Source organism: Mesotoga infera, assembly GCF_900157305.1.
Lineage (GTDB): Bacteria > Thermotogota > Thermotogae > Petrotogales > Kosmotogaceae > Mesotoga > Mesotoga infera.
In genome coordinates, this window is sequence record NZ_LS974202.1 from 2,521,786 (window position 1) to 2,544,804 (window position 23,019).

Sequence of the window (23,019 nt, forward strand, 5' to 3'; positions counted from 1 at the left end):
GAGGAGCGGCTATCGCGCCGCTCCTTTCCTTATTCGGGAGGGATGGCTTTGAAGCACAATAAGCTTCTGATAGGTCTTTTTATATTCGTAGCGCTTCTGATGTTGTCGGGGTTCGCTATCCTCAATATATACGCGGCGGACGGTTATTCAAAATACGCTAGAGAAAACGAGGCCTCTCTACTCAAGAGCATAAAGCTCAACTACTTGAATCTTGCGGCTGATATAGACAACGCGTTGTACCCGCTTGTCGATGATCCACAAGCTGCCGGTAGTGTGGTTGAAAACCTATCCGACGATATAGTCTTCGCGGCTCTGTACGATTACGATGGCAAGTTGCTTGAAGACTTCGGCTACTCCGTTCCCGACGATCTGCCATCTTCGATTTTCTTCGAGAATCTGACTTTCTCCAGCGGACTACCGAGGGCTGAAATTTCCAGATTCAATGATAAACTGTACATCCAGGCCGGAATTCTGACACTCGACGACACTGTGTTCGTTGTCCTTCTGAACAGATTCGGCGACTTGCTCGAGAATACTCTCGAAATTTACGATAGAGAGCTTCTGGTCTATTACGGAGATGAAAACAGTTTCAAGACGCCGGCCGGTGCGCCCGAAATCGACAAAGCCACGCTCGGCGATCTCTTCAGAAGAACTATGAACAGCCAACGACCGGAATCGGCGGAGATATATTCAAGTAACGGTGAGCTGATAATTAACGCCCTTGCGATCTACGATTCCGATAACTGGGATGTCATATCCTTCTTCTCGACGGTGACCTCGCCAGCCTTATGGAAGAGAAGTATCGATTCTTTGGCCGTCTTCATATGGGTTTCCGGGATAGCCTCGCTGATTTTTGCGCTTTTCTTTCTTTATATTTACTTCAAGAAAGTTCAAAAGGATCCGAAGATGAAGAAATCCGCGCGCTTCCTTTACGGCCTGACGGCCTTTCTTCCCGCTATTGTCCTCGTCGCGATATTCAGTTACTCCATCTATGGAGAATCACTAATAGGTATCAGCGAAACGGTCGCCCTGAAGAACTCCAGGGGATGGTTCGGCGACGTAGAACGCTTTCTAGAGGTGAAAAGCCCGGAGTCTCCGTCCGAATTTATAGATAGATCCAGAGAGACGACCGGTGCGAATTTTGTGATGCGTCAAGGAGGTTCCCTCCTGGCCTCCAACCTCACCCAAAAGAGGCTTTCAAATCTCGAGACTATCTCCTCAACCGCAATCGAAGGTGGAATTGTGAAGGGAACGGCGAAACTTAACGACGTTCTTCACACTTACATGACCAGAGAGATCTCTGGAATCGAAGCCACCGTTCTGTACGAGGAGACGTCCAGAGAGAACACCGTGCTTTCGATACAGTTCTTCGCGATCGGTATGATTCTGACTTTGCTGGTGATTGCTGTCGTGAGCGGCTTCATAATAAACAACATCCAATCAAGCATACTTATAAAGCGAACCTTCATAGGCTACGGCTTTCTGATGCCGGCGCTGGTCCATCTTATCTGGTGGGCAGTAGGTCCTATGGGATTCGCCCTCTTTCTGGCCTTCAGGAGATGGAGCATAGTGGACGCCGCCAAACCATTTGTGGGGCTGGAAAACTTCATAGAGATCTTTGGCGATTTCAAGTTCTGGAACGCTTTAAAAAACACGGCCGTTTATTCAATCTACGTTCCGATAGGCATGTTCATTTCGCTTCTTCTGGCCATCGCAGTCAACAAACTGGGTAAGCTATCCATAGTTCTGAGAGTCCTTTACTATCTCCCGGTCGTCACGGCCGGCGTCGCGACGACCATAGTCTGGCGTTGGATCTTCAACCGTGACTTCGGAGTTCTCAATTTCATTCTCGGACTGGTTGGAATCAAGCCGATAGCTTGGCTTGAATCACCGCAGTTTGCACTGATCTCGATGATGATAATCGGTATATGGTCGGCCATAGGGAGCCAGTTGCTGATCTTTCTGGCCGGTCTACAGGGTATCCCCAAGGATTTTTACGACGCCGCCAGCGTCGATGGAGCTAGCAAATCGAAGATCTTCTTGAAGATAACCCTCCCGTTGTTGAAGCCAACGAGCCTCTTCGTACTGGTGACCAGTGTGATAGGATCCTTCCAGGTTTTCACACCGATATACGTTCTCACCCAGGGAGGTCCCCTGAGATCGACAGACGTCGTTTTTTACCACATCTGGCAGTCGGCATGGGTGGATATGAGAATGGGGTACGCCGCCGCCCAGTCATGGATACTCTTCCTTTTGCTGGCCGTTCTGACATTCGTCGAATTCAAGCTCTTCGGTAAAGAGAGCTGGCAGGCGTACTTCTAAGAAGGGAAGTGAGATTATGAGGGACAACAAAATCATGACGATTATAACCAGAATAGTTATTTTGGCCCTTCTGATTCTTCTGGGTTTATCGACTCTTTTGCCGTACATACTGATGATCTCCTTCTCTTTCATGGCAGAGTTCGAAATGTACAGACTTCCGCCCAAGTTGATCCCCGATGTCCTCCGCCTGGAGAATTACGTGGAGATGTGGAAGTCGCAGCCCTGGGGAAGATACATCTTCAACACGCTTTTCGTGACTGTCTGCGTGCTGATCGGACAGATAATACTGGTGGCCATGGGCGGGTATGCGCTTTCGAGGCTTTACTTTCCCGGCCGAGACTTCATGTTCAAGCTCTTCATCACTTTCATGCTCCTGCCCGGCGTCGTAACGCTGATACCTGGGTTCATAATTCTCCACTCCCTCAACTGGGTGGATACTTACTGGGCGATGATCGTTCCGGCTCTTGGAAACATCTGGGGAATGTTTTTGATGAGGCAGTATATGCTCAGCCTTCCCAGCAGTATAGAGGACGCGGCCAGGATAGACGGCGCCTCTACATGGCAGATCTTCTGGAGGATCATCATGCCTCTCTGTAAACCGGTCATCGCGACGGTGGGCACCTTCACTTTTCTGGGAACCTGGCGCTCTTTTTTCTGGCCTCTTATAGTCACCAGAAGCAAGGAAATGAGGGTGGTAGAAGTGGGAGTGGCCATGTTCTCCTCGCAGTACACGACCAATTATCCGGCGCAGATGGCCGCGGCAGCGCTCTCTTCGATACCCATGATCCTTATCTACGTCATCGCTCAGAAATGGATAGTACAGGGGATAAGGCTTACATCGGGATTCGACAAGTGAAAATGAATTTCGGAGGGAAATATCATGTTCAATCTAGAAGATCTTAGCCAGTTGAGAAACGAACTGTCAAGATCCATATCGGCCGAAAACCCCTATGGGAGGGTGTCGGGGGGAGCCTTGGAAGATCCCAATGGTTCCGGCCCGGCGAGAAGGCTGGGAAAGGGCTGGAAGGTGAGGCCCTGCATAGATATACAGCCGGGTGAAACGGTTGAGCTGGCCAAAATCACTGGACCGGGAACTATTAGACATATCTGGATGACCGTCGATAGCAAAGCCTACAGAAGTTGCCTCATAAGATTCTATTGGGACGGCGAACCCTTTCCTTCAGTCGAAGCTCCCCTGGGAGATTTCTTCGCCTGCACGCACGGTTTGAGGTATAGCGTGAACTCGCTGCCCGTCGCTGTGAATCCGTCTGGTGGCTTCAATTGCTATTGGCCAATGCCTTTCAGGGAGAGCGCGAGGATTACACTGGAGAATCTCGCGGCCAAACCCGTTCAGAATTTCTTCTACCAGTTCGACTATTCGCTCGGCCAGCTTCCAGAGGGTGCCGCGTATTTTCACGCGTCTTGGCGGAGGTCTATGACTACCCGAGAGAATCCTGAACACATAATTCTCGACGGGGTCAGCGGTACCGGTCACTATGTAGGCACGGTCGCAGCCTGGACGCAGTTCTCGAACGGCTGGTGGGGAGAGGGAGAGGTCAAGTTCTTCCTTGAGGGGGAAGAAGATCCGACCATCTGCACGACAGGAACTGAGGATTACTTCGGAGGTGCCTGGTGTTTTGGTGAGACTTTCTCCGCGCCTTTTTGTGGCTACCCACTCTGGAGAAAAGAGGAGGGAGAAGTTCCCAGACACGGTCTATACCGCTGGCACATATGCGACCCAGTCAGGTTCAGAAAGTCGATAAAGGTAACTGTTCAGGCCCTCGGCTGGTACCCGGATGGAACTTTCCAACCTTTGACAGACGATATAGCGACCGTCGCGTACTGGTACCAGAACGAACCCCACCGAAACTTCGCGGCAGTTTACACCCTCCAGGAACTCTGGCCGAGATAGGTAACGTGCCGATATGATTCGAATACTGGGAAAACGTGAAAGCCGCCTGGAAAAAATCATTTCAAAAACTAAACACAGTGTCAGTCATGATTTAGATACTGTAAGTAAAAATGATGTAGTTTTATTTATAGATACAGTACCCGATAAAGATATACTATCTAGAACTATCGGCAGGACTCCGGTCGTGCTTTACGGCTCTGCCGTGAAGGCTCTCCAGTTGATCGGTATCGAAGAGAGAGGAGCGATAGAAGAGTCGAGAGTCTCTTTGAGCGACGCTCCGTGGGATAAGAGGGGTTTCCAGTCTTACAGGGGTCACCCGCTCTTTCACGGGCTGCACGGCGGCTTTTACAGCATCCATCTCAACGCGTACGAAAAGATGCCCGACGTTTTTTATTACAGGGGAAATGCGGCGAAAGTGATCGCTGTGGAAAAGCGATATATAAGCTATGTAAGAGAGAATGCTTTAATCTGGCTCCACACGTTTGAAGGGTTTCCCGTTCTTTCGATCGGCGGCTTGTTGCCGCTAGAGCGTGAAGACGACCCATACTGGAGAGAAGTCGAAAAGTTCGTTGAAAACACTCTTGAATTCATGTCGGGTGGTGGACAGGGAGGATCATACTGGACCGAGGCGTATTGCGTTTGCAGGCACGTTTTCTTCGACCGTGATTCTGAGATTCCCTCGCTTTCTCCCGTTATAATCTGGCCGGACGCTTCCATCGCCGTCGAAAATGCCTGCGGTTACCTGAGTACTTCCGGAGAGAGATTGCTGGCAAATATGAGTGATGAGCGGATAGAAGAGGTCTGGGCTCACCCTTTCAGGATTCTAAAATTTCTGGAATTCTCCATCGACGGAAAGCCACTTCCTCTGAGCGCCAGGTCGGTTTTTTGCACGCCCGAAAGAGTGGAGTTCAAACTGGAGTGCGGAAGAATTAATGTCTTCAGCAGTCTGAAGGAGCCCTTCCTCTTCGTGCAGGTAGACCCGAACGATCGACGGGAACATACTATTGGTGTTTTATTCGAGTCGGACATGAGAATCATGTGGCCCATGGACGAAGCTTACAGCGGCGATAGGTTCTACACCGTCTTCGAAAGAGGTGTCCGCCTTTTCACCGAAGACGGTCAAATGAGAGCTTTAATAGTCAACTCGAATCCGGTGAGGATAGAAATCGGCGACGACGGAAAGTCGGTCACCGGAAGATTCGAGAGTCGCTTCGAAGGGACCGGTTATATGGCGATAATCGCAAGCATCGCGGGCGAGGAGTGCCCCCGATCGATCGATATGCAGAAAGAGATAGAAAGGGCCAGAAACTTCTATACGGCCTATCTGGAAAGGGGAAGGGTGAGAACCGACGATCACCGTCTGAACGAGGCTCTCGATCTGGCGCGCGTGGGCGCTATCAAATTCAGGGCCGCCACTCCCGGCATAGGAACCGGCCTCATGGCAGGGTACGCTTCGAGCAGGCCGGGGTGGTTCAGCGCTAGACCCGGGTATGCCTGGTATTTCGGCCGCGACAGTCTATGGTGTTCGCTGGCCCTTCTGGATATCGGGGACTTCGAAACCGTGAGGGAAAATCTCGAACTTCTGATCAAGTACCGGAGGCTTGACGGGAAGATCTATCACGAATTGACCTCGAGTGGTGTGGTTCACTACGACGCCGCCGATTCGACACCACTCTTTCTGTACACCCTTTACAGATATGTCAAGCACACGGGCGACCTCGATTTCGTCAGAAAAAATCTCGGCTCTCTGCGCGCGGCTCTCGATTACTGCGCCGGAACCGATTCAGACGGGGACGGTCTAATAGAGAACACTATTGCCGGGCACGGCTGGATCGAAGGGGGCAGGCTTTACGGGGCGAGCGCCTCGTTCTATCTCAACTGTATATGGCTGGCGGCCCTCAGGGGAGTCGGGGAACTGGCCGAAAAACTCCGTGACGCTGAGTTGCGAAATACGGTCGCCTCCTTGGAGGAGAAGGCGGTCGCAGGACTGGGAAAATTCTACGACCCTTCGAATGGATACGCGCTCGGCATAGACCGGTACGGAAGGCAGATGCCCTACAGGACCGTCATGGCTTCGATGGGCGTAATCTTCGACGCTGTGTCGAGCGAGAGTATCGGAGAACAGTTCGATGAGTTCGCCACCGACGACTTCTCTACCGACTGGGGTGTAAGGATAATCGGGAAGAGCTCGGGCATCTTCAACCCCAAAGGTTACCACGAGGGAAGCGTCTGGCCCCTCTTCACGGGCTGGGCTGCTCTGGCGCAGTTCAAAATCGGAGCCGATCTCGACGGTTACAACCACACTCTGGCCAACCTGTACACTTGCAGGGACTTCTCAGGAGGCTATATACCGGAGGTTCTCAACGGCGAGTCCTATGAGCTTTCGGGAGTCTGCCCGCACCAGGCCTGGTCGGAAACTATGGGCTTTCATCCCTTTTACGAAGGCGTACTGGGCTTCGAACCGGATTCTCTTAGGGGAACGTTGAGACTCGGGCCTTCCATACCGCCGAATCTGGGAAGGCTCGAAGCCGGGCCGCTGGTCTTCGGAGACAACTCGCTAGATCTCCGTTACGCTTCTTCCGTAGTCCTGGGCGAATTAATAGGGGTGACTCAGCGTTTCGAATTGAGACTCAAGAGGGAGGTTCCCGTTTACTTCACTCCCCATATACCGGCATACGCCGGAAGGATAGAATTCAGCGTAAACGGCCGCAAAAGACCGGTCAAGGTTTACCGGCGGAGAACGGCGACCGCCTGCAGAATTGAGCCGGACGGACCGGTGAGCGGCAGGGAACTGGAGATCGAGGTCAGGTACAGCGTCCCCTTCCTCCTGATGTCAGTAGAACCGCAGTTGCACAGGGGAAAGAAGAGCCGCCAGCCCAGGATCGTCTCCATCGAAAGAACAAATAAAGGCTGGGAGTTGACACTCGCCGTTCCGGGCGGAAGATCGTGCATTCCCTTCCTGGCCTCGAAGGGTTTGAAAGCCAAAAACGCCGTCTTTGAGGACGGGAAGCTGTGTGTTTCTGGCGACCGGACGGGATACGAACTCGTAAAAATCTTACTTCGACACGAAGAACTCCCTATCCTCTGATCTCTTTTAAGGCCGTTTTGATGAGTTCCTGTGTATCGATCGAGGGATTTTTCTTGAGAAGACCGGCGACGGTCCTTCTCGCTTGCTGTTCATCGAAGCCGAGCGAGGCAAGAGCTATTATGGCATCTTCGCCGGTCGAACGTTGAGTAGTAGGCAGCGATCTCATTTCCTCTTCGCCTTCGGCAATGTTCAGCACAGAGGCCAGTTCGACGACGATCCTCTCGGCCGTCTTTTTTCCCACGCCCGGCAATCTTGATAGCTCGTCGATATTTCTGGTGGCAATGAGGCTTCGCAATCTGGAGGGTGTCGTTGCCGAGAGGATCTTCATCGCCGATTTCGGGCCGATCTTGCTCATCTTGAGCAATGTGTCGAAGAGATCCAGCTCCTCCCTCTCAGCGAAACCGTAAAGCTCGGGAGGTCTATCCTGAGAATAGGCCATGCGGGTGAGAAGAAGAGCCGTCTCTCCCTTCACGAGTCTGTTCAGGGTGCCGGGAGTGCAGTTCAACCTCAAATAGAAGCCTCCAACCTGTACTACGACTTCGGTCTCCCGCTTTTCCAGTACCTTCCCCTCAACGCCTTCCAGCATATTCCTTCACTCCGGTGAGGATGTTCCTGAGCTCGCTCACCAGATAGAGCGAACCGCAAATTAGAAACCGTTTCTCCCCGCCTTTGAGTAGGGAGTCGAGCGCCTCCCGGTAAGAATCTATGTACTCGACGTTGCTTGCGTATCTTTTCCAGACGCCAGCCACGTTCTCGGGATGGACGCTGCGGTGGTTGGGAACTCTGCAGACCACTACCCTATCGGCCACAGGCGCGAGCGCCCTGATGTTGCTTTCAAAGTCTTTATCGTCGAGACTTCCGAAGAGGATGGTCAGCCTTTGGCCAGGGTAATATCTCTCCACGGTCTTTTTGAGGACCTTAGCCGCCTCGGGATTGTGGGCGCCGTCGAGTACTATCTCCTTGCCCTGGACGTGCATCACTTCAAACCTTCCGGGCCAGAAAATCTGCCCGAGCGCCTTTCTCAGAGCCTCTTCCCTCATTTCAAGACCCAGTCTGCCGAACGAGAGTTCAAGAGCCTTTAGCGATATGGCCGCGTTCATTGTCTGGTGCTCGCCGTTGAGATTTATATGCAAATTCTCCAGCGTTCTGTCGCCGTAATAGTCGAAGATATTGTCGTTGGTGGAGTAGCTCCTGCCGGTCGCGTTGAAATCACGCCAGTACGCGTAAAGCGGAGAGTTCAAATTGCGTGCCGTCTCTTCGATCACCCTGAGCACAGACGGACGGGTGACACCGGTTACGATCGGACAGCCGGATTTAATTATCCCGGATTTCTCGAATGCGATCTTCTCTTCACTGTCGCCTAGTATGTTCATATGGTCGAGGCCTACGCTGGTTATTATCGAGACCAGAGCCGAGTCGATAATGTTACTTGCGTCGAACCTGCCCCCCAAACCGACTTCTACGACCGCGACGTCGGCTTGCTTTTCCCTGTAGTACATGAAGCTCATCGCCGTCACCACTTCGAAGAAGCTGGGAGAGTACTCCTCACCCTTGGCATCCATCTTCTCCAGAGCCGGCTGCATCTCTTCCAGGAGGTGTACTACCTCGTCTTCCTTTATGAAATGCCCGTCTAGCTGTATCCTCTCTCTGAAGGACACTATGTGCGGGGAGATGTTCAGACCCGTCTTGAGACCGTGAAACGTTAAGACTGTGGCGATGGTGGCGGCCACGCTGCCCTTGCCATTGGTTCCGGTTATATGGACGATTGGGCAGGCCTTTTGCGGGTTGCCCAGTCTTTCCAGGAGTTCTCTTATTCTATAGAGTCCGTATTTGATCTGTCCATAAGGTCGCGAATTATAAAGGTAATCTATGGTCTGACTGTATGTTCTACTCATCTCAAATCTTCTATAATCTTTTTTATCCTTTCGATGTTGTCCCTGCTCGTTACGAGGCGTTCTCTGTTCTCCAGAACAACTTCTTCGGGAGCGTTTTTAAGGAAGTCTTCGTTAGACAGTTTCACTTCGGTCTTTTCAAGGTCTTTGCATTCTTTCTCAAGTTTTGCCTGAAGTCGGTTTATCTCCGAAGGTACGTCTATCTCTCCAAGGACAACGTAGAAGAGGTTAGACTGGTCTCCCCAGGCCGAGACACTGCCCCTGGATTTGCCGTCTTTGAGAGAAATCGCGTTGGAATTGGACAGATGGGCTATGAGGTCGAGGTAGCTTTTTTCCAGCGGAGTTCCCAGATAGTACACGTCGGTTCTGGTCGAAGGCGGGATGTTCATCTCGGCTTTGACGTTCCTGATGCCCCTCACCGTATCCATGAGGCGAGAATAGGCGTTTTCGGCCTCAGGGTCGATCATATTTCCTTCGACTTTCGGCCAGTCGGCGACTATGAGAGCTCCGTCTGACCCGGGTAGTTTCTGCCATAGCTCCTCGGTTATGTACGGCATGATTGGGTGAAGCATTCTAAGGGATATATCGAGCACCCTGACGAGCACGTTTTGCGCCACTTTTCTGTCGCCCTTCCCTTCGTAAAGCCTGGGTTTGGCGCTTTCTATGTACCAGTCGCAGAATTCGTTCCAGAAGAAAGCGTATATCGTCTTGGCGGCGGCAGGGAAGTCGTAGGACTCCAGACTCACGGTCATCGATTCCAGAGACCTCTGAAGACGCGAGAGTATCCAACGGTCTTCGAGAGCCAGCTCTGCCTTTTCAAGCTCCAGGGATTCGAAGTCTTCCAGGTTCATTATGGCGAATCTGGCCGCATTCCAGATCTTGTTGGCGAACTTCTTGTATATGTCGAAAAACCTTATGTCGAGTTTTATATCGTGATTCTGTGCCGCCAGAATGGCCAACGTGAAGCGCATCGCGTCCGTTCCGTACTCTTTTATAACATCAAGCGGGTCGATGCCGTTCCCCTTCGATTTCGACATCTTCTGTCCGGTCTTATCCCTTATCAGCCGGTTTATGAACACATGTTCGAAGGGTTTTTCGCCCATGAAGTGGTAGCCGGCCATGATCATTCTCGCCACCCAGAAGAAAATTATATCGAAGCCGGTTATGAGGACGCTCGTCGGGTAGTAAGTCGCCAGATCTTCCGTCTCTTCTGGCCAGCCCAGCGTCGTGAATGGCCAGAGCTGTGAGGAGAACCAGGTGTCGAGTACGTCCTCATCCTGCCGGATCTTGCCCGAGCCGCAGTTGGGACAGCTTTCGGGATCGTTCTCCTCAACTATGACCTCTCCACACTCGTCGCAGTACCAGACCGGGATGCGATGGCCCCACCAGAGCTGTCTGGAGATGCACCAGTCCCTTATATCGTTCATCCAGTTGAGATAGACCTTCTTCCAGGTTTCGGGGAAGAAGACGACCTCTCCGTCTTCGACGGCCTTTATTCCCCTCTCGGCGAGCGGTCCGACCTTCACGTACCACTGGTCCGAGAGCGAGGGTTCGACTACCGTGTCGCAACGGTAGCACCTTCCCACTGCATGAACCATAGGTTCTATCTTTAGCAGATAACCCTGTTCCTCGAGATCCTTAACCACCTGTTTCCTGGCCTCGTATCTGTCCAGACCGGCGTACTTGCCGCCGGCTTCGGTTATTTTCGCGTCTTTGTCGAAGACCTCCACCAGCGGCAGATTGTGTCTTATCCCTATCTGGAAGTCGTTCGGATCGTGCGCCGGGGTCACCTTGAGCGCGCCCGTACCGAAGGTCGGATCGACGTACCTGTCGGCCACTATGGGAAGCTCCCTGTTTACCAGAGGCAGTATGGCCGTCTTTCCCTGCAACGATAAGTATCTCTCGTCGGAGGGATAGACGGCAACCCCCGTATCTGCAAGCATGGTTTCCGGTCTGGTGGTCGCTATCACTACGAACTCATCGCTGCCCTTGATAGGATACTTTATGTGGTAGAAGGCTCCCTTTTCGTCCTCGTGTTCCACTTCCTCGTCCGAAAGAACCGTTGAACATCTGGGACACCAGTTGACTATGTATTTGCCCCTGTATATCAGGCCTTCCTTGTAGAGTTGAACGAAGGATTTTCTTACGGCATGGCTCAATCGTTCATCCAGGGTGAATCGCTCCCTGCTCCAGTCAACGGAACAGCCCATGGCCTCTATCTGTTCCCTGATTTTCTGCCTGTATTCCCTGGTCCAATCCCATGTAGTTTCCAGGAATTTTTCACGGCCGAGTTTCCTCCTGTCGATACCCTTCTTGGCGAGGTTTTTCTCGACGGCATTCTGCGTTGCGATACCGGCGTGGTCCTCTCCCGGAACCCAGAGAGCCCTGAAACCCTGCATTCTCTTGAACCTTGTCATGATATCTTGAAGGATGAGATTGAGTGCGTGACCCATATGGAGGGCTGCCGTTATGTTTGGTGGCGGTATCATTATGGTGAAAGGCTTTCCACTGCCCTTAGGTTTGAAGTGGCCGTTCTCCTTCCAGTATGAGTACCACTTCTTCTCCAGGTCGGAAGGAGTGTACCTGGTTCCCAGTTCTTTCATAGGACTACCCCCTTACAAGCTTGCAGCGATTAACAGGAATTATATCACGAAGTGCCGGAGAGAAAGGGGAGGGGTTGTGCATTTGAGGTTAAGCCGTTGGTTCGCCGGGCGATTGCTTAGGTCGGCCGGGGAGTTCCTTTTCTTTTTCGATCTTCTCCTGGAGTTCAAGCACTGTCCTGGGCTCTTCGTAGAAAGTGTAAGCTTCTTCGCCGACTCTCACCACCAGGAAGTAGTCCTGTATTTTGGGCTTTCCCACCAGCTTGATGTTCCTGGCGGGCAGAAACATATCCCTCAAAGACGGATAATACAGATCGCCCGAAGATGTACTCTGGTGGACGGCCACTTCTTCGATATCCTCCAGGGGTATCTCCATGTTGACCTGACCGGAACCGGGTATGTTCACGCTGAAATGGAAACTCCCTCCGTTTACCATGGCGTAACTCTGGCTCATGTTGACTTTCTCTATTCTCTCGACCCTGCCGAAGGTGTAGAAGAGCGATAGGACCATGTTTCTGCTACCTTTACCGGAGAGACCAAGACGCCTGATCATCCTCTCTTTAGGCCTTTCCTCTCCCAGCCCCAGGAGCGCGGTCACCAGGCAGACTATATCGCCAACCAGAAAACCTCCCCTGAAGTTGGCCATCATCAAAGCGATCGATTCCACAATGATCGGTAAAAGAGGGGCGATTACCAATGATATATATGGCACTTTCCGTCTGAGGACGGTAAAGAGAACGAAGGCGGGTACACTCGTCAGGAAATAGGGGAGTGGACCGAGAAAGAGCCTGGTTGAGGCCGCAACTACGATCATCGCCATCAAAAGCAATGCAATCACTTCCCGACGCAGAAATCGCTGAAGATCCTGTCGAGCAGGTCCTCGGTCAGGTTCCTTCCCAAAAGTTCGTCGAGGCTTTTGGCAGCGCTCTCGACGAGCGTGCTCACTATGTCGATTGTCACCCTCTCTTCGATGGCTTCTAAAGATTGGTGAAGATATCGCAGACACTCTTGGAGACAGACCCTTTGCCTTGCGCTGACGATTATCTGCTCTCCGATCGAAGTCAGGTCGACGGTCTTTTCGACCATCAGCTTTTCGAGCGAGGCGAGTCCCTGCCCGGTTCTGGCGCTTATTACGACGTCGTAACCGGCGCCGTCGATCTGTCTTATATCGGACTTGTTCGCTGCTCTGATCACTCTCTTCCCCTCCAGGTCGATTTTTTGAAGATAACCGGGATCGCCTGCCGGATCGCTCAGAAGTATCAGGAGGTCAGCATCTTCGATGGCCTTCAGGCTCCTCTGTATTCCCATCTCTTCGATCGCATCGTTCGAGGCTCGTATGCCGGCCGTATCGATTACTCTGAAGAGAACGCCATTTATGCTCAGGTCCTCTTCGATAGTGTCTCTGGTGGTTCCGGGAATATCGGAAACGATCGCCCGGTCCCTTCTGAGCAGCGCGTTGAGAAGTGTGGACTTCCCGACGTTGGTCTCGCCCACGATAACCGTCTTGATTCCCTGAGCGATCCTCAACCCCTTGCTGGCGCTCTCGATGAAAGCCGAAATACTTTCCGAAAGGTCGTTCAGCTTTTCACCCAGGTCTTTGTAATCGGTCTCGACCTCGTCGGGGTAGTTGAGCTCAACTTCTATCGTCGCCAGCAACCGGATTATCTCTTCTCTGAAGATCGAGATCTCTTTGGAAATACCCTCTACGTAACTCCTTCTCGCCACATCCAGAGCCGTCTCGCTTCGCGAGGTTATCATCGCGTTTATAGCCTCGGCCTTTGGGAGATCGATCTTGCCGTTCAAAACGGCCCGCCTGGTGAACTCTCCGGGAAGAGCTTGTCTGAAACCCGCTTCGAGAAGGGCTTCCATAGCTCTATCGATGATTATCGGATTGCCGTGGAAGGAGAGTTCCACCATCTCTTCTCCAGTGTAGGAGGCCGGTGCCTGGAAATACACGAAGAGTATCTCGTCGAGGAATTCCCCCTTAGCCTTGAAGGAAGTTAGATAGATCCTTCTGGGTTTTGGTTTATCGGGCCGCTCCAGGAGAGGAAGGAGCCTCTCCAGTATCCGCTCGCCGGAACACCTGACCGTCGCGATCGCAGAGACGCCCCTGGCTGTCGCAAGGGCGCATATCGGATCAGTGAACAATCTCTTCAACTCCAAGGAATATCTCCTGAAGAACTCTCATCAATCTTCTCTCTGGTACCGGATATATCATCGTCTTTCCTTCTCTCTCGTTCACGAGCACTTTCTCTCTTTTCAACCGTATCGAGTTGCGATCGTGGTTCTCGGCGTGAGTCAACAGGACTCTTTCCAAATGTGCGTCGTACTCCACGGCCTTTATAGCCAGCCTGAAGGCTCCCAGCCTTATGCGCGAGGCCGTAAGAAGCGATTCTACCTGCACGGGGAGCTTCCCGAACCTATCTTTCATCTCGGCTTCTATTTCGTTGATCTCTTCCTGTTCCCTGCAGGCCGCTATCCTGCGGTATATCTTCAACCTTTCGATGGAGTCGGCGACGAAGGTTTCGGGGATGACCATGTCGAAAGGTATATTCTTCAGCTCCGTATCCACAGCCCGGTCCTGGATATCGACTTCCTGCTCGCCCCTGAGCTCTCTGAGGGCTCTATCGACCATCTCCCGGTAGAGGTACAGTCCCACCGAGTTGATATTGCCATGTTGCTCGGCACCCAGAAGCGTTCCGAAACCCCTTATCTCCAAATCCCTCATCGCCAGCTTCATACCGCTCCCGGCACCGGAAAATTCCTTGAGCGCCTTCAGCCTCTCACGCGAGGGTTCTGTAAGTCTCCTGGCGTCGTAAAGGAAGTAGGAGAAGGCCCTCTTGGTGCTTCTACCCACACGACCCCTGAGCTGGTAGAGCTGCGCCAGTCCGTAACGATGCGAGTCGTCTACTATCAGAGTGTTGGCGTTGGGCACATCGACGCCGCTCTCGATTATGGTCGTGCAGAGAAGGACGTCGAGGTTTCCGGTGTAGAAAGATCTTATCGTCCGTTCGAAGGCCGTCTTGTTCATTTGACCGTGCGCCATTTCGATGCTGACCTCTGGCAGCAGTTCCCTCAGTCTCAACAGAAGATCGGGCAGTTCGTTGACCCTGTTGTGAACATATATAGTCTGGCCTCCCCTGTTGACTTCCCTTAAAACGGCAGTCCTGATCAGCCTCTCGTTGACCGATCCCACGTAAATTTCCGGCGTGGTTCTCCCGGCCGGAGGAGTAGAAATAACCGACATGTCCCTCAGTCCAGAAAGGGACATGTACAGGGTCCTGGGAATGGGAGTCGCACTCATCGAGAGAACGTTGATCTGTAGCCTTAGCTTTTTGAAGTGTTCCTTCTGCATAACTCCGAAAAGCTGCTCTTCATCGACTATCACCAGTCCGAGATCGGCAAACTGGACATCCTTGGAGAGCAGTGAGTGCGTTCCGACCACAACGTCTATCTCTCCCTTTTTGAGCTTTCTTAGAATTCTACTCCTCTCGTTTTCCGTTCTGTAACGGTCGAGGATTTCGACCCTTATACCGAAAGGCGCGAGACGAGTGGAGAAGTTCTCGTGGTGCTGTCGTGCGAGGACTGTCGTGGGTACCATTACGGCAACCTGCTTGCCGGAGAGTACGCTCCTGAAGGCCGCCCTTATAGCCACCTCGGTCTTTCCGTAACCTGCATCGCCGCTTATGAGTCTGTCCATCGGCCTGCCACTCTGAAGGTCCGATAAGACCTCATCGACAGCCTTGAGTTGATCGTCGGTTTCAACGTAGGGGAAGCTATCCCTGAAGCTCTTCTCCATCTCGGCATCCCCCGCGAGCGGTATTCCCCTGACGATTTCTCTGGAACCGTAGAGATTCGTCAGCTCGCTGATCAGCGCCTTTACCTCCTGCCTGACTTTCGATTTCTGCCTGCCCCAACCGTTTCCTTTGAGCGAGTTGAGCTGTACACCGTCGAAATTTCCGACGTATTTGTGTACTCTATCGACTCTTTCGATGGGAACGTAGATCTTGTTGTTGTCTCTGTATTCGAGAACCAGGTACTCTCTCACCCCGAGCACGTTTTCGATGGTCCTAACGCCTAGATAGCGTCCGATGCCGTACTCCTTGTGAACGACGAGGTCGCCCTCCTCCAGTTCCGTCCAATCGACGATCGGTACCCTTGGAACGAACTCTTCCTCTCTCTCCCTCTGCACGCTCCTGACCGCTTCCAGAGTCTCGGTCAGTTCGCTGTCATAAGGTATAAGCTTGACTGTCGAATCCGAAACGATAGTGTAATCGGCCAATTTCATGAATATCTCGGAAGAGACTCCTCCGTACCTGATGTACAGGAACTTGCGCACTGGCCTCTCGGAAAGGAGCTCGATTGTTTCTTTCTCCCTTCTCGCATACTCGGCGAAGGCCTCGTCCGGCCTGACGAAAACCGTTGCGTAGTCCTTCAGGTAATCGGGCAGTATCGTCTGCTTTTCGTAGAATATTCCCGCGATGGTATCCATGGTGTCCATTCTATCCAGGAGCGTTTCATCGCGTGTGCCGACGGTCTTTTCGGCCATTTCGATTCGTCTTCTGGCCCTTTCTTCGTTGTCGGGGGTGTTAAGACTCTCAGCCGCGGGCGTGATCCACGCGCGGTCCAGTCTCTCGACGCTTTTCTGTGTCGATGGATCGAAGAACCTTATAGATTCGATCTCTCTATCGAAAGTCTCTATCCTGAGCGGATGGCTGTTTCCGGGAATGAAGATATCCGTGATCGAGCCCTTGATCGAGAACTCACCGGGAACGGTTACGTTGAAAGTTCTACAATAGCCCATTCTGGCCAGGATCTCTTCATCAACTTTGAGCTCGCCACCCCTGTGTATCGCGATCGTAAGTTCGCTGAAAACATCTAGGGGGACGGTCTTTCTGAGAAGGCCGTGAAATGAACCGAAGACTTTCTTCAGCCTGCCCAGCGAGAGATTGTAAAGCAGTGAGACTCTTTCGGCGCGTATGCGTGGCGAGGTGCCGATCTCCTCGAAGGGAAAGACGTCGTGAGAAAAGAAGTAACCTTCCTCCTCTTTTCTGGCGTGAACGGCAGCGAAAGATTCGAGCATTCTCTCGGTTGGAAATATAACAAGCACCTTGTCGAACGAGGAGAGGTTTTTCTCTATCCATGAAATGGGGTCGTTTACCCTGTATAATCTTCTTTCCAAAGTATCCTCCAGAGTCTTTTGAAAAGGGTATGGGCCGCTCTCAGCTGAATGGTTTCACGATCGCCCCTGAAATGATCCGTGTAGCTCCAGGATCTCTTTCCAAAACTTATAGCCGTGCATACGAGTCCAACCGGTTTTTCGATCGATCCGCCCGACGGACCGGCTATTCCACTCACAGAAAGGCCTATTTCCGTTCCGAAGACGGTGGCGACTCCGCTGGCCATCTCCCTTGCCGTCTCTTCGGAAACGGCTCCGAAACTCTCCAGCGTCTCTCTTCTCACCGACAGCAGAGAGGCCTTCGCCTCATTCGAATAGGCGACTATGCCGCCGGGGAAGATGGCTGAAACGCCCGGAACGGAGGTCAGGATAGCTGAAAGCCTTCCCCCGCTGCAGGACTCGGCCGTCGAAACCGTCTTTTTCCTTTCGACGAGCATCTTCACCACAACGTCCGCGAGTTCCTCACCGGTGGTCGTGTAGATGTTCTCGCCGTATTTCTCTCTCAGCGAAGTAACGATCTCTTCGAGCTGTTCTTCGTTCGGGCCCGAGAGTATGACCGTCGGTCCGGTGTAGTATTTGACTCGGGTGACGAATTTCACATTTTCGTGTTTATCCAGTGACTCTTCGAGAGTCTTTTCTATTTCGGGCTCTGTTATGTCCACAAGCCCGACGGTCCGCATGAAGGGGGCCTCCGGGTGGCTCATGTGTTTGATCGCTTCGGCGAAAACGGCTTTCATCTCCATCGGTGGACCGGGCAGGACTACTATCTCTTTGGCCCCCATCTTCAGAAAGCATCCCCGGGCGCTTCCGACGGCGTTGGGCAGGATAGTAGAGCCCTCTACTGTATAGGCCTGGCGTTCGAGATCGGCGGGAGCCTTCCTCCTGAAGCGCGATTTGAAGCTCCTCTCTAGACTTTCACGATAATCGGCATCGCAGATCAGCGACCGCCCTGCGTATCGGGCTACCGTCTGCAGGGTTATATCGTCGAAAGTGCTTCCTAGACCGCCCGTAATTACTAAAAGATCGGCCCTTTCCAGCGCTCCCGTCATCTCCCGTATCATGAATTGAGCGTTATCCTGTACGATGACGATCGATTGGACTTCATAGCCCATGGCGGTCAGAGTCTCAGCCAGGTAACCTCCGTTGGTGTCATTCACGATTCCCATCGTTATCTCATCGCCGGTGATAAGGATTGCAGCCTTCGGATGATTCAAATAACCACCTCCAGAGCAATTGTATCACCAACTGGCGGGTGATATAATTGGGTGCCGGGGGAGCCCAAGAGGCTGAGAGTGCTTAAGTGCAGACCCCAGGAACCTGATCCGGTTAGTACCGGCGTAGGGAAGGCTTCGGGAGACGCCTCCGGCTATTTTTTAGAAAGTGGAGGTGTTTACGGTGAAAACTCTTTCTCTCCTGTTGCTTTTATTGCTCTCATCGGCCGGTCTTTCGGTTCTGGTAGTGTATTCATACGATTCCTTCGTTCCTCTGGCTCTTGAAACTTTCGAGGAATTCACTCTTAAAACCGGGATCGAGGTGAAGCTCAAGACTCTTAGCGATTCCGGCTCTCTTGTAAATTACATCGTCTCGATGGGAGAGAAGTTCGACGGCGATGTCGTGATCGGAATCGACAACCTTCTTTCAAGAAAGGCCTTCGAGGCCGACATATTTCTCCCCTACAAACCGGCCGGCAGTGAAAATCTGATCAGCCAGGATCTAATTTTCGATCCCCTCTGGAGACTGACACCCTACGATTATGGAGCGATCGCGCTGATCTACGACAGTCAGTCGATAACCTCAAGGATCGAGAGTCTTCAGGATCTGACGGACGTAAAGTTCAAGAAATCGTTGATACTTCAGGACCCCAGAACCTCGAGCACGGGACTGGCCTTCCTGTCCTGGACATACTTGCTCTTTGGGGAGGATTTCGAGCAGTTCTGGCGCTCGCTAAAACCCTCGATCCTGACAATCACGCTTGGATGGGACGACTCCTTCGAAAAGTTCGAAGCCGGCGAAGCCCCTATAATGGTCTCTTACGCCACCGACGGTGCGTACTCGGCCCATTACTACGGTCAAGCAGACTACTCGGTTCTAATTCCCCAGGGTAAGGGCTACGTGCAGATCGAAGGCGCGGGAATCGTGCGCTGGACGGATAAACCCGGGGAAGCCAAAATATTCCTTGATTTCCTTTTGAGTCCTGACTTTCAGAGGCACATTCCGCTCAATCAGTGGATGTTCCCGGTGATCGAGGTGGAGATGCCGGCCGTCTTCCAGTATGCCGTAAAGCCCGAGACGATCCTGAAGCTGCCCTCCGGGGTAGAGCTCGAGGAATTGATCGAAAAATGGGAGAAAATAATCTACGAAAAGTAGCGTGCCAACGGTTCTCTCTCTCCTGATAGCGGTTGCGATCCTCCTTCCGCTGGTGGTTTCTTTCGGGCTTTCCGGTCTGGACTCACTTGGTGAGGCCGTCTCCTCGCCTTCCTTCAACGGCATAACTCTCTTCACACTGAGGCAGGCGGTGTTGAGCACCTCTCTGGCGCTTCTGGCAGGGCTCCCGGCGGCCATATACTTTTCCAGAAGCAGGTCCCGTATTTCGAAGCTCCTTGGGTTAACGACTTATATACCCTTCTTCTTTCCGGGGATCTCCATGGCCATAGGCTTTCTGGCGATCTACGGCAGGAACGGACTTTTGAACTCAACACTGGCACTTTTCGGTTTCGAAAGGCTTCAGATACTCTACTCATTCGGTGCGATATTGCTGGGCCACGTCTTTTACAACGCCCCCATTGTGATACTGATTCTTGGAAACGCTTTGAAGAGGATACCTTCCGATCTTCTGGAGATGGCCAGAATGGACGGTGCCGGTAAATTGACACGCTTTCTGAAGGTCGAACTGCCCCTGGCAGTGCCGGCGCTGGTCAACTCGGCACTCCTGATTTTTTCGTATTGTTTCACTTCCTTCGCCGTAGTTTTGATCCTCGGTGGAGCACAGTTCGCCACGCTCGAGGTCTCCATCTATATGTATTTCCGTCTCCTTGGACGCCCCCAAATGGCCGTGGCGCTGTCGGTGATACAATTCGCGTTTATAATGCTTTTCGGTGTGCTGATCTCCATCTCCGAAAGAAGAATCCCCTTTGAGCAGGGTGAACAGTATATAGAGAAAAAGAACGTCACGCGACTTTACTCCATGCTTTTTCTTGTTTTCGAATGGGTGCCGATTCTCGGGGCTTTCGCGAGTTCCTTCTACGATCCGGCGAGAGGGGAGTTCATTTTTGCAAGAGTAACCCGGCTCTTCCAAGGAGAGTTGCCGCTAATAGGTACCTCACTGGCAAGAACTGTCTTCAATTCTCTATCGCTATCGACGGTCGCGTCGGTCACGACCGTGGGGATCACTTTTTATCTTGCATGGACGGCCAGGAAGATCCGTGGGGGGGCCAAGCAGCTGAAGATAGTCTCTCTCCTGGCTCTCTCGGTTACGCCTTCCATGATGGCCATTTCCTATCTCACCACGTTCGACTTTCTCCCCGTTCCTTTTTTGATGCTGCTGTTATACTCTCTGGTGGCGCTTCCCGTTTCGTTGAACTATATCAACGGTCAGGTGCAGAACGCCGAGCTGGACTTTCTGGAAGCGGCCACCCTCGACGGAGCATCGAGGGTGGCGAAACTCAGATATATGATTCTCCCGTTTTTCAAAAACACGCTGTTTTATGCAGGAACGGTCGTTTTCGCGATTTCGATGGGCGAATTCGGCGGCTCTTTGATTCTCGGCGCACAGGATTTCCCCACTTTTGCGGTCGCCATATACAGATTGAACGGGAGCCGCTACCTTTTGGAGGCCCGGTTTCTCAGCTCGATACTCGGGCTGATGGTCATCTTGGCCGTCGCTATTGCCGGATATCTTCTTTCGAGATCCGGCCGTAGTAATCGCAGCATCGGCTGATCGCGCAATCCCTGCATCTGGGACCTACGGGTCTGCATATCTGGCGGCCGAACTCCACCATTGAACCGTTGACCGGCCCCCAGAGATGCGGCGAAATGATCTTCATTAGCGCAAACTCAGTCTCTCCTGGGGTTTTGGTCTTGACCCAGCCAAGCCTATTGGATATTCTGTGGACGTGCGTATCGACTGCGAGAGCCTCTTTCCCGAAGGATATGTTCAGAACTATGTTCGCCGTTTTTCTCCCGACGCCGGGTATGGAGGTCAGTTCTTCGATGGTGTCGGGGACGCGGCCGTCGAACTTTTCCAGAAGTATTCTGGCACAGTTCACTATCCGTTCGGCCTTCTGGCGGTACATGCCCGATCGCATGATAAGCCCGTAAAGTTCCTCCGGTTTCGCCGCGGCGATCGACTCCACAGTAGGAAAGACAGAAAAGAGCTTCCTGGAAGCTTCGTCTGTGTTCTCGTCCCGCGTTCTCTGGCTCAGTATGGTGCTTATCAGAACCTTGAACGGTTCCCTGTAACCGTGATCATGCTTGAAGTTTTCGATCATCCAGCAAGAAATGGCATCCGGCGAGCAGTCCTCAGACATCGTCCCCCTCCAGGAAGGCCTTGTAGGCCCTGTAAGTTTCGTAAAGATCGGCCTTGGAGATTATCTCGTACGGCGAGTGCATTCCTAGGACAGGGACACCAGCATCAAGAACGGTAACGCCCTTTTCGGCGAAGAACTTGGCCACCGTACCGCCGCCCCCTTTATCGACCTCGCCAAGCATAGCGTTTTGCCAGTGTATCCCCTTTCTGTTGAACAGTGCCCTCACCTTGCCGACGAATTCGGCGCTGGCCTCGCTGGTAGCCGACTTCCCTCTTGAACCGGTGTACTTGGATATGGCGATGCCGTAACCGAGCTTCGCCGTATTGACCGGATCGTAAACGTCTTTGAAGGTCGGGTCGAAAGCTGCCGCAACATCTCCCGATAGCATTCTCGATCTTTCCAGCAGAAAATCTATGGAATACATTTCGTCGATCATTGAAAGGTTCAACAGCCTCTCTATGAAGGTCACCCAGAAGCGGCTTTTGGCACCCGTCACGCCTTCGCTACCAATCTCTTCTCTGTCGAAAAGGAGTACCATCGTCGTCCTGGAAGGCACTGCCGATTCCACAAGGTCGGCAAGGGCCGTCAACGCAGTGTAGGAACAGACTCTGTCGTCATGTGCGTAGGCGCCGATCATCGATCTGTCCAGACCTATATCTCTGGCTTCGAAGGCCGGTACTAGCTGAAAGTCGGCCGAGTAGAAATCCTCCTCCACCATTCCGTACTTCTCGTTGAGGAGCTTCAGGAACGTCAACTTAACGGGGTTTTCGATTTCGCCTGGTTCCGTCGCAGGAATTGAAGCCGAAAGAGCGTTCAGGTCCTTCCCCTGAAAGACTTTCCTGAAATCCCCCTCTCTACCGTCCAGGTGCGGAAGGAGATCGGATATGACGAAGACCGGGTCCCCACTGTCCAGGCCTATCGACACGTCTATTACGGTTCCGTCCTTCTTCACGACCGTTCCGACGAAGGCGAGGGGTATGTTCAGCCACTGGTACTTTTTCACGCCGCCGTAGTAATGTGTCTTCAGAATCGCCAGCTCGGAATCCTCGACCAGGGGATAGGGTTTCAGATCGAGTCTGGGGGCGTCGAGATGGGCCGTGACCATGTCGATCCCCTCGGCGAGGTTCTCGCCCAGGACGGCGGCCACCAGAGACTTCCCATCCCTGGTTATATAGACACGTTCGCCCTTCTCGACCCGGTCGAGACTTTCCAGGGGTTTGAAGCCCCTTTCCACAAGATACTCGACAAGGAAATCGACGGCAAGCCTCTCGGTTTTTGCCCTGTCGATGAATTTCATATACTCCTTCGCGTAAGCGAAGACGTTTTCGCCCTCGAGCGATAACCACAAGTTCTTTCTTTTGTAAACCAGTTGTTCGGAGAGTTTCTTAGCTTCCTCTTTTTTCAAAATCGCACCTCCGCAGGAAATTACAAAAATTATTGGTACCCTTTATAAATCTTCCAATTGATTTTAGCCTAAAGCTCTCGCGATTTCATCACACA

The 23,019-nt window shown here is 52.5% G+C and carries 15 protein-coding genes and 1 riboswitch; of the genes, 6 read left to right on the top strand and 9 right to left on the bottom strand.

Features of this window, described 5'->3' with window-relative positions; genetic code table 11:
* The first annotated feature begins 48 nt into the window (after positions 1–48).
* Genes MESINF_RS11485 through MESINF_RS11500 form a run of 4 tightly spaced genes read left to right on the top strand, consistent with a single transcriptional unit; the run spans position 49 to position 7,322 of the window.
* Positions 49–2,322, top strand: a complete 2,274-nt coding sequence (locus MESINF_RS11485) for a carbohydrate ABC transporter permease (RefSeq protein WP_169699980.1) — start codon at positions 49–51, stop codon at positions 2,320–2,322.
* A 16-nt stretch (positions 2,323–2,338) separates the two neighbouring features.
* Entirely contained in the window at positions 2,339–3,178 is an 840-nt protein-coding gene (locus MESINF_RS11490) for a carbohydrate ABC transporter permease (protein ID WP_169699982.1), read from the top strand.
* A 24-nt stretch (positions 3,179–3,202) separates the two neighbouring features.
* Positions 3,203–4,234, top strand: coding sequence for a glycoside hydrolase family 172 protein (locus tag MESINF_RS11495; RefSeq protein ID WP_169699984.1), 1,032 nt, complete (start codon positions 3,203–3,205; stop codon positions 4,232–4,234).
* A gap of 13 nt (positions 4,235–4,247) precedes the next feature.
* Entirely contained in the window at positions 4,248–7,322 is a 3,075-nt protein-coding gene (locus MESINF_RS11500) for an amylo-alpha-1,6-glucosidase (protein WP_169699986.1), read from the top strand.
* Here the strand turns inward: MESINF_RS11500 and ruvA are convergent.
* The 7 genes from ruvA to MESINF_RS11535 form a co-directional block, all read right to left on the bottom strand.
* On the bottom strand, positions 7,312–7,908 hold the full coding sequence (ruvA, locus tag MESINF_RS11505) for a Holliday junction branch migration protein RuvA (protein ID WP_169699987.1): 597 nt from the start codon (positions 7,906–7,908) through the stop codon (positions 7,312–7,314). The genes MESINF_RS11500 and ruvA overlap by 11 nt on opposite strands.
* Positions 7,892–9,217, bottom strand: a complete 1,326-nt coding sequence (locus MESINF_RS11510; RefSeq protein ID WP_169699989.1) for a bifunctional folylpolyglutamate synthase/dihydrofolate synthase — start codon at positions 9,215–9,217, stop codon at positions 7,892–7,894. The genes ruvA and MESINF_RS11510 overlap by 17 nt, the downstream gene beginning before the upstream one ends.
* Entirely contained in the window at positions 9,214–11,817 is a 2,604-nt protein-coding gene (locus MESINF_RS11515; RefSeq protein ID WP_169699991.1) for a valine--tRNA ligase, read from the bottom strand. Before MESINF_RS11515 ends, MESINF_RS11510 begins: the two co-directional genes overlap by 4 nt.
* An 88-nt stretch (positions 11,818–11,905) precedes the next feature.
* Entirely contained in the window at positions 11,906–12,634 is a 729-nt protein-coding gene (locus MESINF_RS11520; protein WP_231936923.1) for a hypothetical protein, read from the bottom strand.
* A 14-nt stretch (positions 12,635–12,648) separates the two neighbouring features.
* On the bottom strand, positions 12,649–13,971 hold the full coding sequence (gene mnmE, locus MESINF_RS11525) for a tRNA uridine-5-carboxymethylaminomethyl(34) synthesis GTPase MnmE (protein WP_231936748.1): 1,323 nt from the start codon (positions 13,969–13,971) through the stop codon (positions 12,649–12,651).
* Entirely contained in the window at positions 13,952–16,996 is a 3,045-nt protein-coding gene (gene mfd / locus MESINF_RS11530) for a transcription-repair coupling factor (protein WP_169699995.1), read from the bottom strand. The genes mnmE and mfd overlap by 20 nt, the downstream gene beginning before the upstream one ends.
* Positions 16,972–18,207 carry a CinA family nicotinamide mononucleotide deamidase-related protein gene (locus MESINF_RS11535; protein WP_231936749.1) on the bottom strand — a complete coding sequence of 412 codons (1,236 nt, stop codon included), beginning with the start codon at positions 18,205–18,207 and terminating at the stop codon, positions 16,972–16,974. Before MESINF_RS11535 ends, mfd begins: the two co-directional genes overlap by 25 nt.
* 46 nt (positions 18,208–18,253) lie before the next feature.
* Positions 18,254–18,355, top strand: a riboswitch (TPP riboswitch).
* A gap of 33 nt (positions 18,356–18,388) precedes the next feature.
* Here MESINF_RS11535 and MESINF_RS11540 point away from each other — a divergent pair.
* Together MESINF_RS11540 and MESINF_RS11545 are read left to right on the top strand one after the other, a co-directional pair.
* Complete coding sequence (locus MESINF_RS11540; RefSeq protein ID WP_169699997.1) at positions 18,389–19,360, top strand: thiamine ABC transporter substrate-binding protein; 972 nt, start codon at positions 18,389–18,391, stop codon at positions 19,358–19,360.
* 1 nt (position 19,361) lies between these two features.
* Positions 19,362–20,930, top strand: a complete 1,569-nt coding sequence (locus MESINF_RS11545) for an ABC transporter permease (RefSeq protein ID WP_231936750.1) — start codon at positions 19,362–19,364, stop codon at positions 20,928–20,930.
* Here the strand turns inward: MESINF_RS11545 and MESINF_RS11550 are convergent.
* Complete coding sequence (locus MESINF_RS11550) at positions 20,875–21,519, bottom strand: endonuclease III domain-containing protein (RefSeq protein WP_169699999.1); 645 nt, start codon at positions 21,517–21,519, stop codon at positions 20,875–20,877. The two genes, MESINF_RS11545 and MESINF_RS11550, sit on opposite strands and share 56 nt — an antisense overlap.
* Positions 21,512–22,924 carry an aminopeptidase gene (locus tag MESINF_RS11555; protein WP_169700001.1) on the bottom strand — a complete coding sequence of 471 codons (1,413 nt, stop codon included), beginning with the start codon at positions 22,922–22,924 and terminating at the stop codon, positions 21,512–21,514. Before MESINF_RS11555 ends, MESINF_RS11550 begins: the two co-directional genes overlap by 8 nt.
* Positions 22,925–23,019: the final 95 nt, after the last annotated feature.

What these genes read in the sequence shown, in the direction of transcription:
- MESINF_RS11495 (WP_169699984.1), top strand. Translation starts at nt 3,203, where the DNA reads ATGTTCAATCTAGAAGATCTTAGCCAGTTGAGAAACGAACTGTCAAGA.
- MESINF_RS11490 (WP_169699982.1), top strand. Translation starts at nt 2,339, where the DNA reads ATGAGGGACAACAAAATCATGACGATTATAACCAGAATAGTTATTTTG.
- MESINF_RS11510 (WP_169699989.1), bottom strand. Translation starts at nt 9,217, where the DNA reads ATGAGTAGAACATACAGTCAGACCATAGATTACCTTTATAATTCGCGA.
- MESINF_RS11515 (WP_169699991.1), bottom strand. Translation starts at nt 11,817, where the DNA reads ATGAAAGAACTGGGAACCAGGTACACTCCTTCCGACCTGGAGAAGAAG.
- ruvA (WP_169699987.1), bottom strand. Translation starts at nt 7,908, where the DNA reads ATGCTGGAAGGCGTTGAGGGGAAGGTACTGGAAAAGCGGGAGACCGAA.
- MESINF_RS11500 (WP_169699986.1), top strand. Translation starts at nt 4,248, where the DNA reads ATGATTCGAATACTGGGAAAACGTGAAAGCCGCCTGGAAAAAATCATT.
- MESINF_RS11520 (WP_231936923.1), bottom strand. Translation starts at nt 12,634, where the DNA reads ATGGCGATGATCGTAGTTGCGGCCTCAACCAGGCTCTTTCTCGGTCCA.
- MESINF_RS11550 (WP_169699999.1), bottom strand. Translation starts at nt 21,519, where the DNA reads ATGTCTGAGGACTGCTCGCCGGATGCCATTTCTTGCTGGATGATCGAA.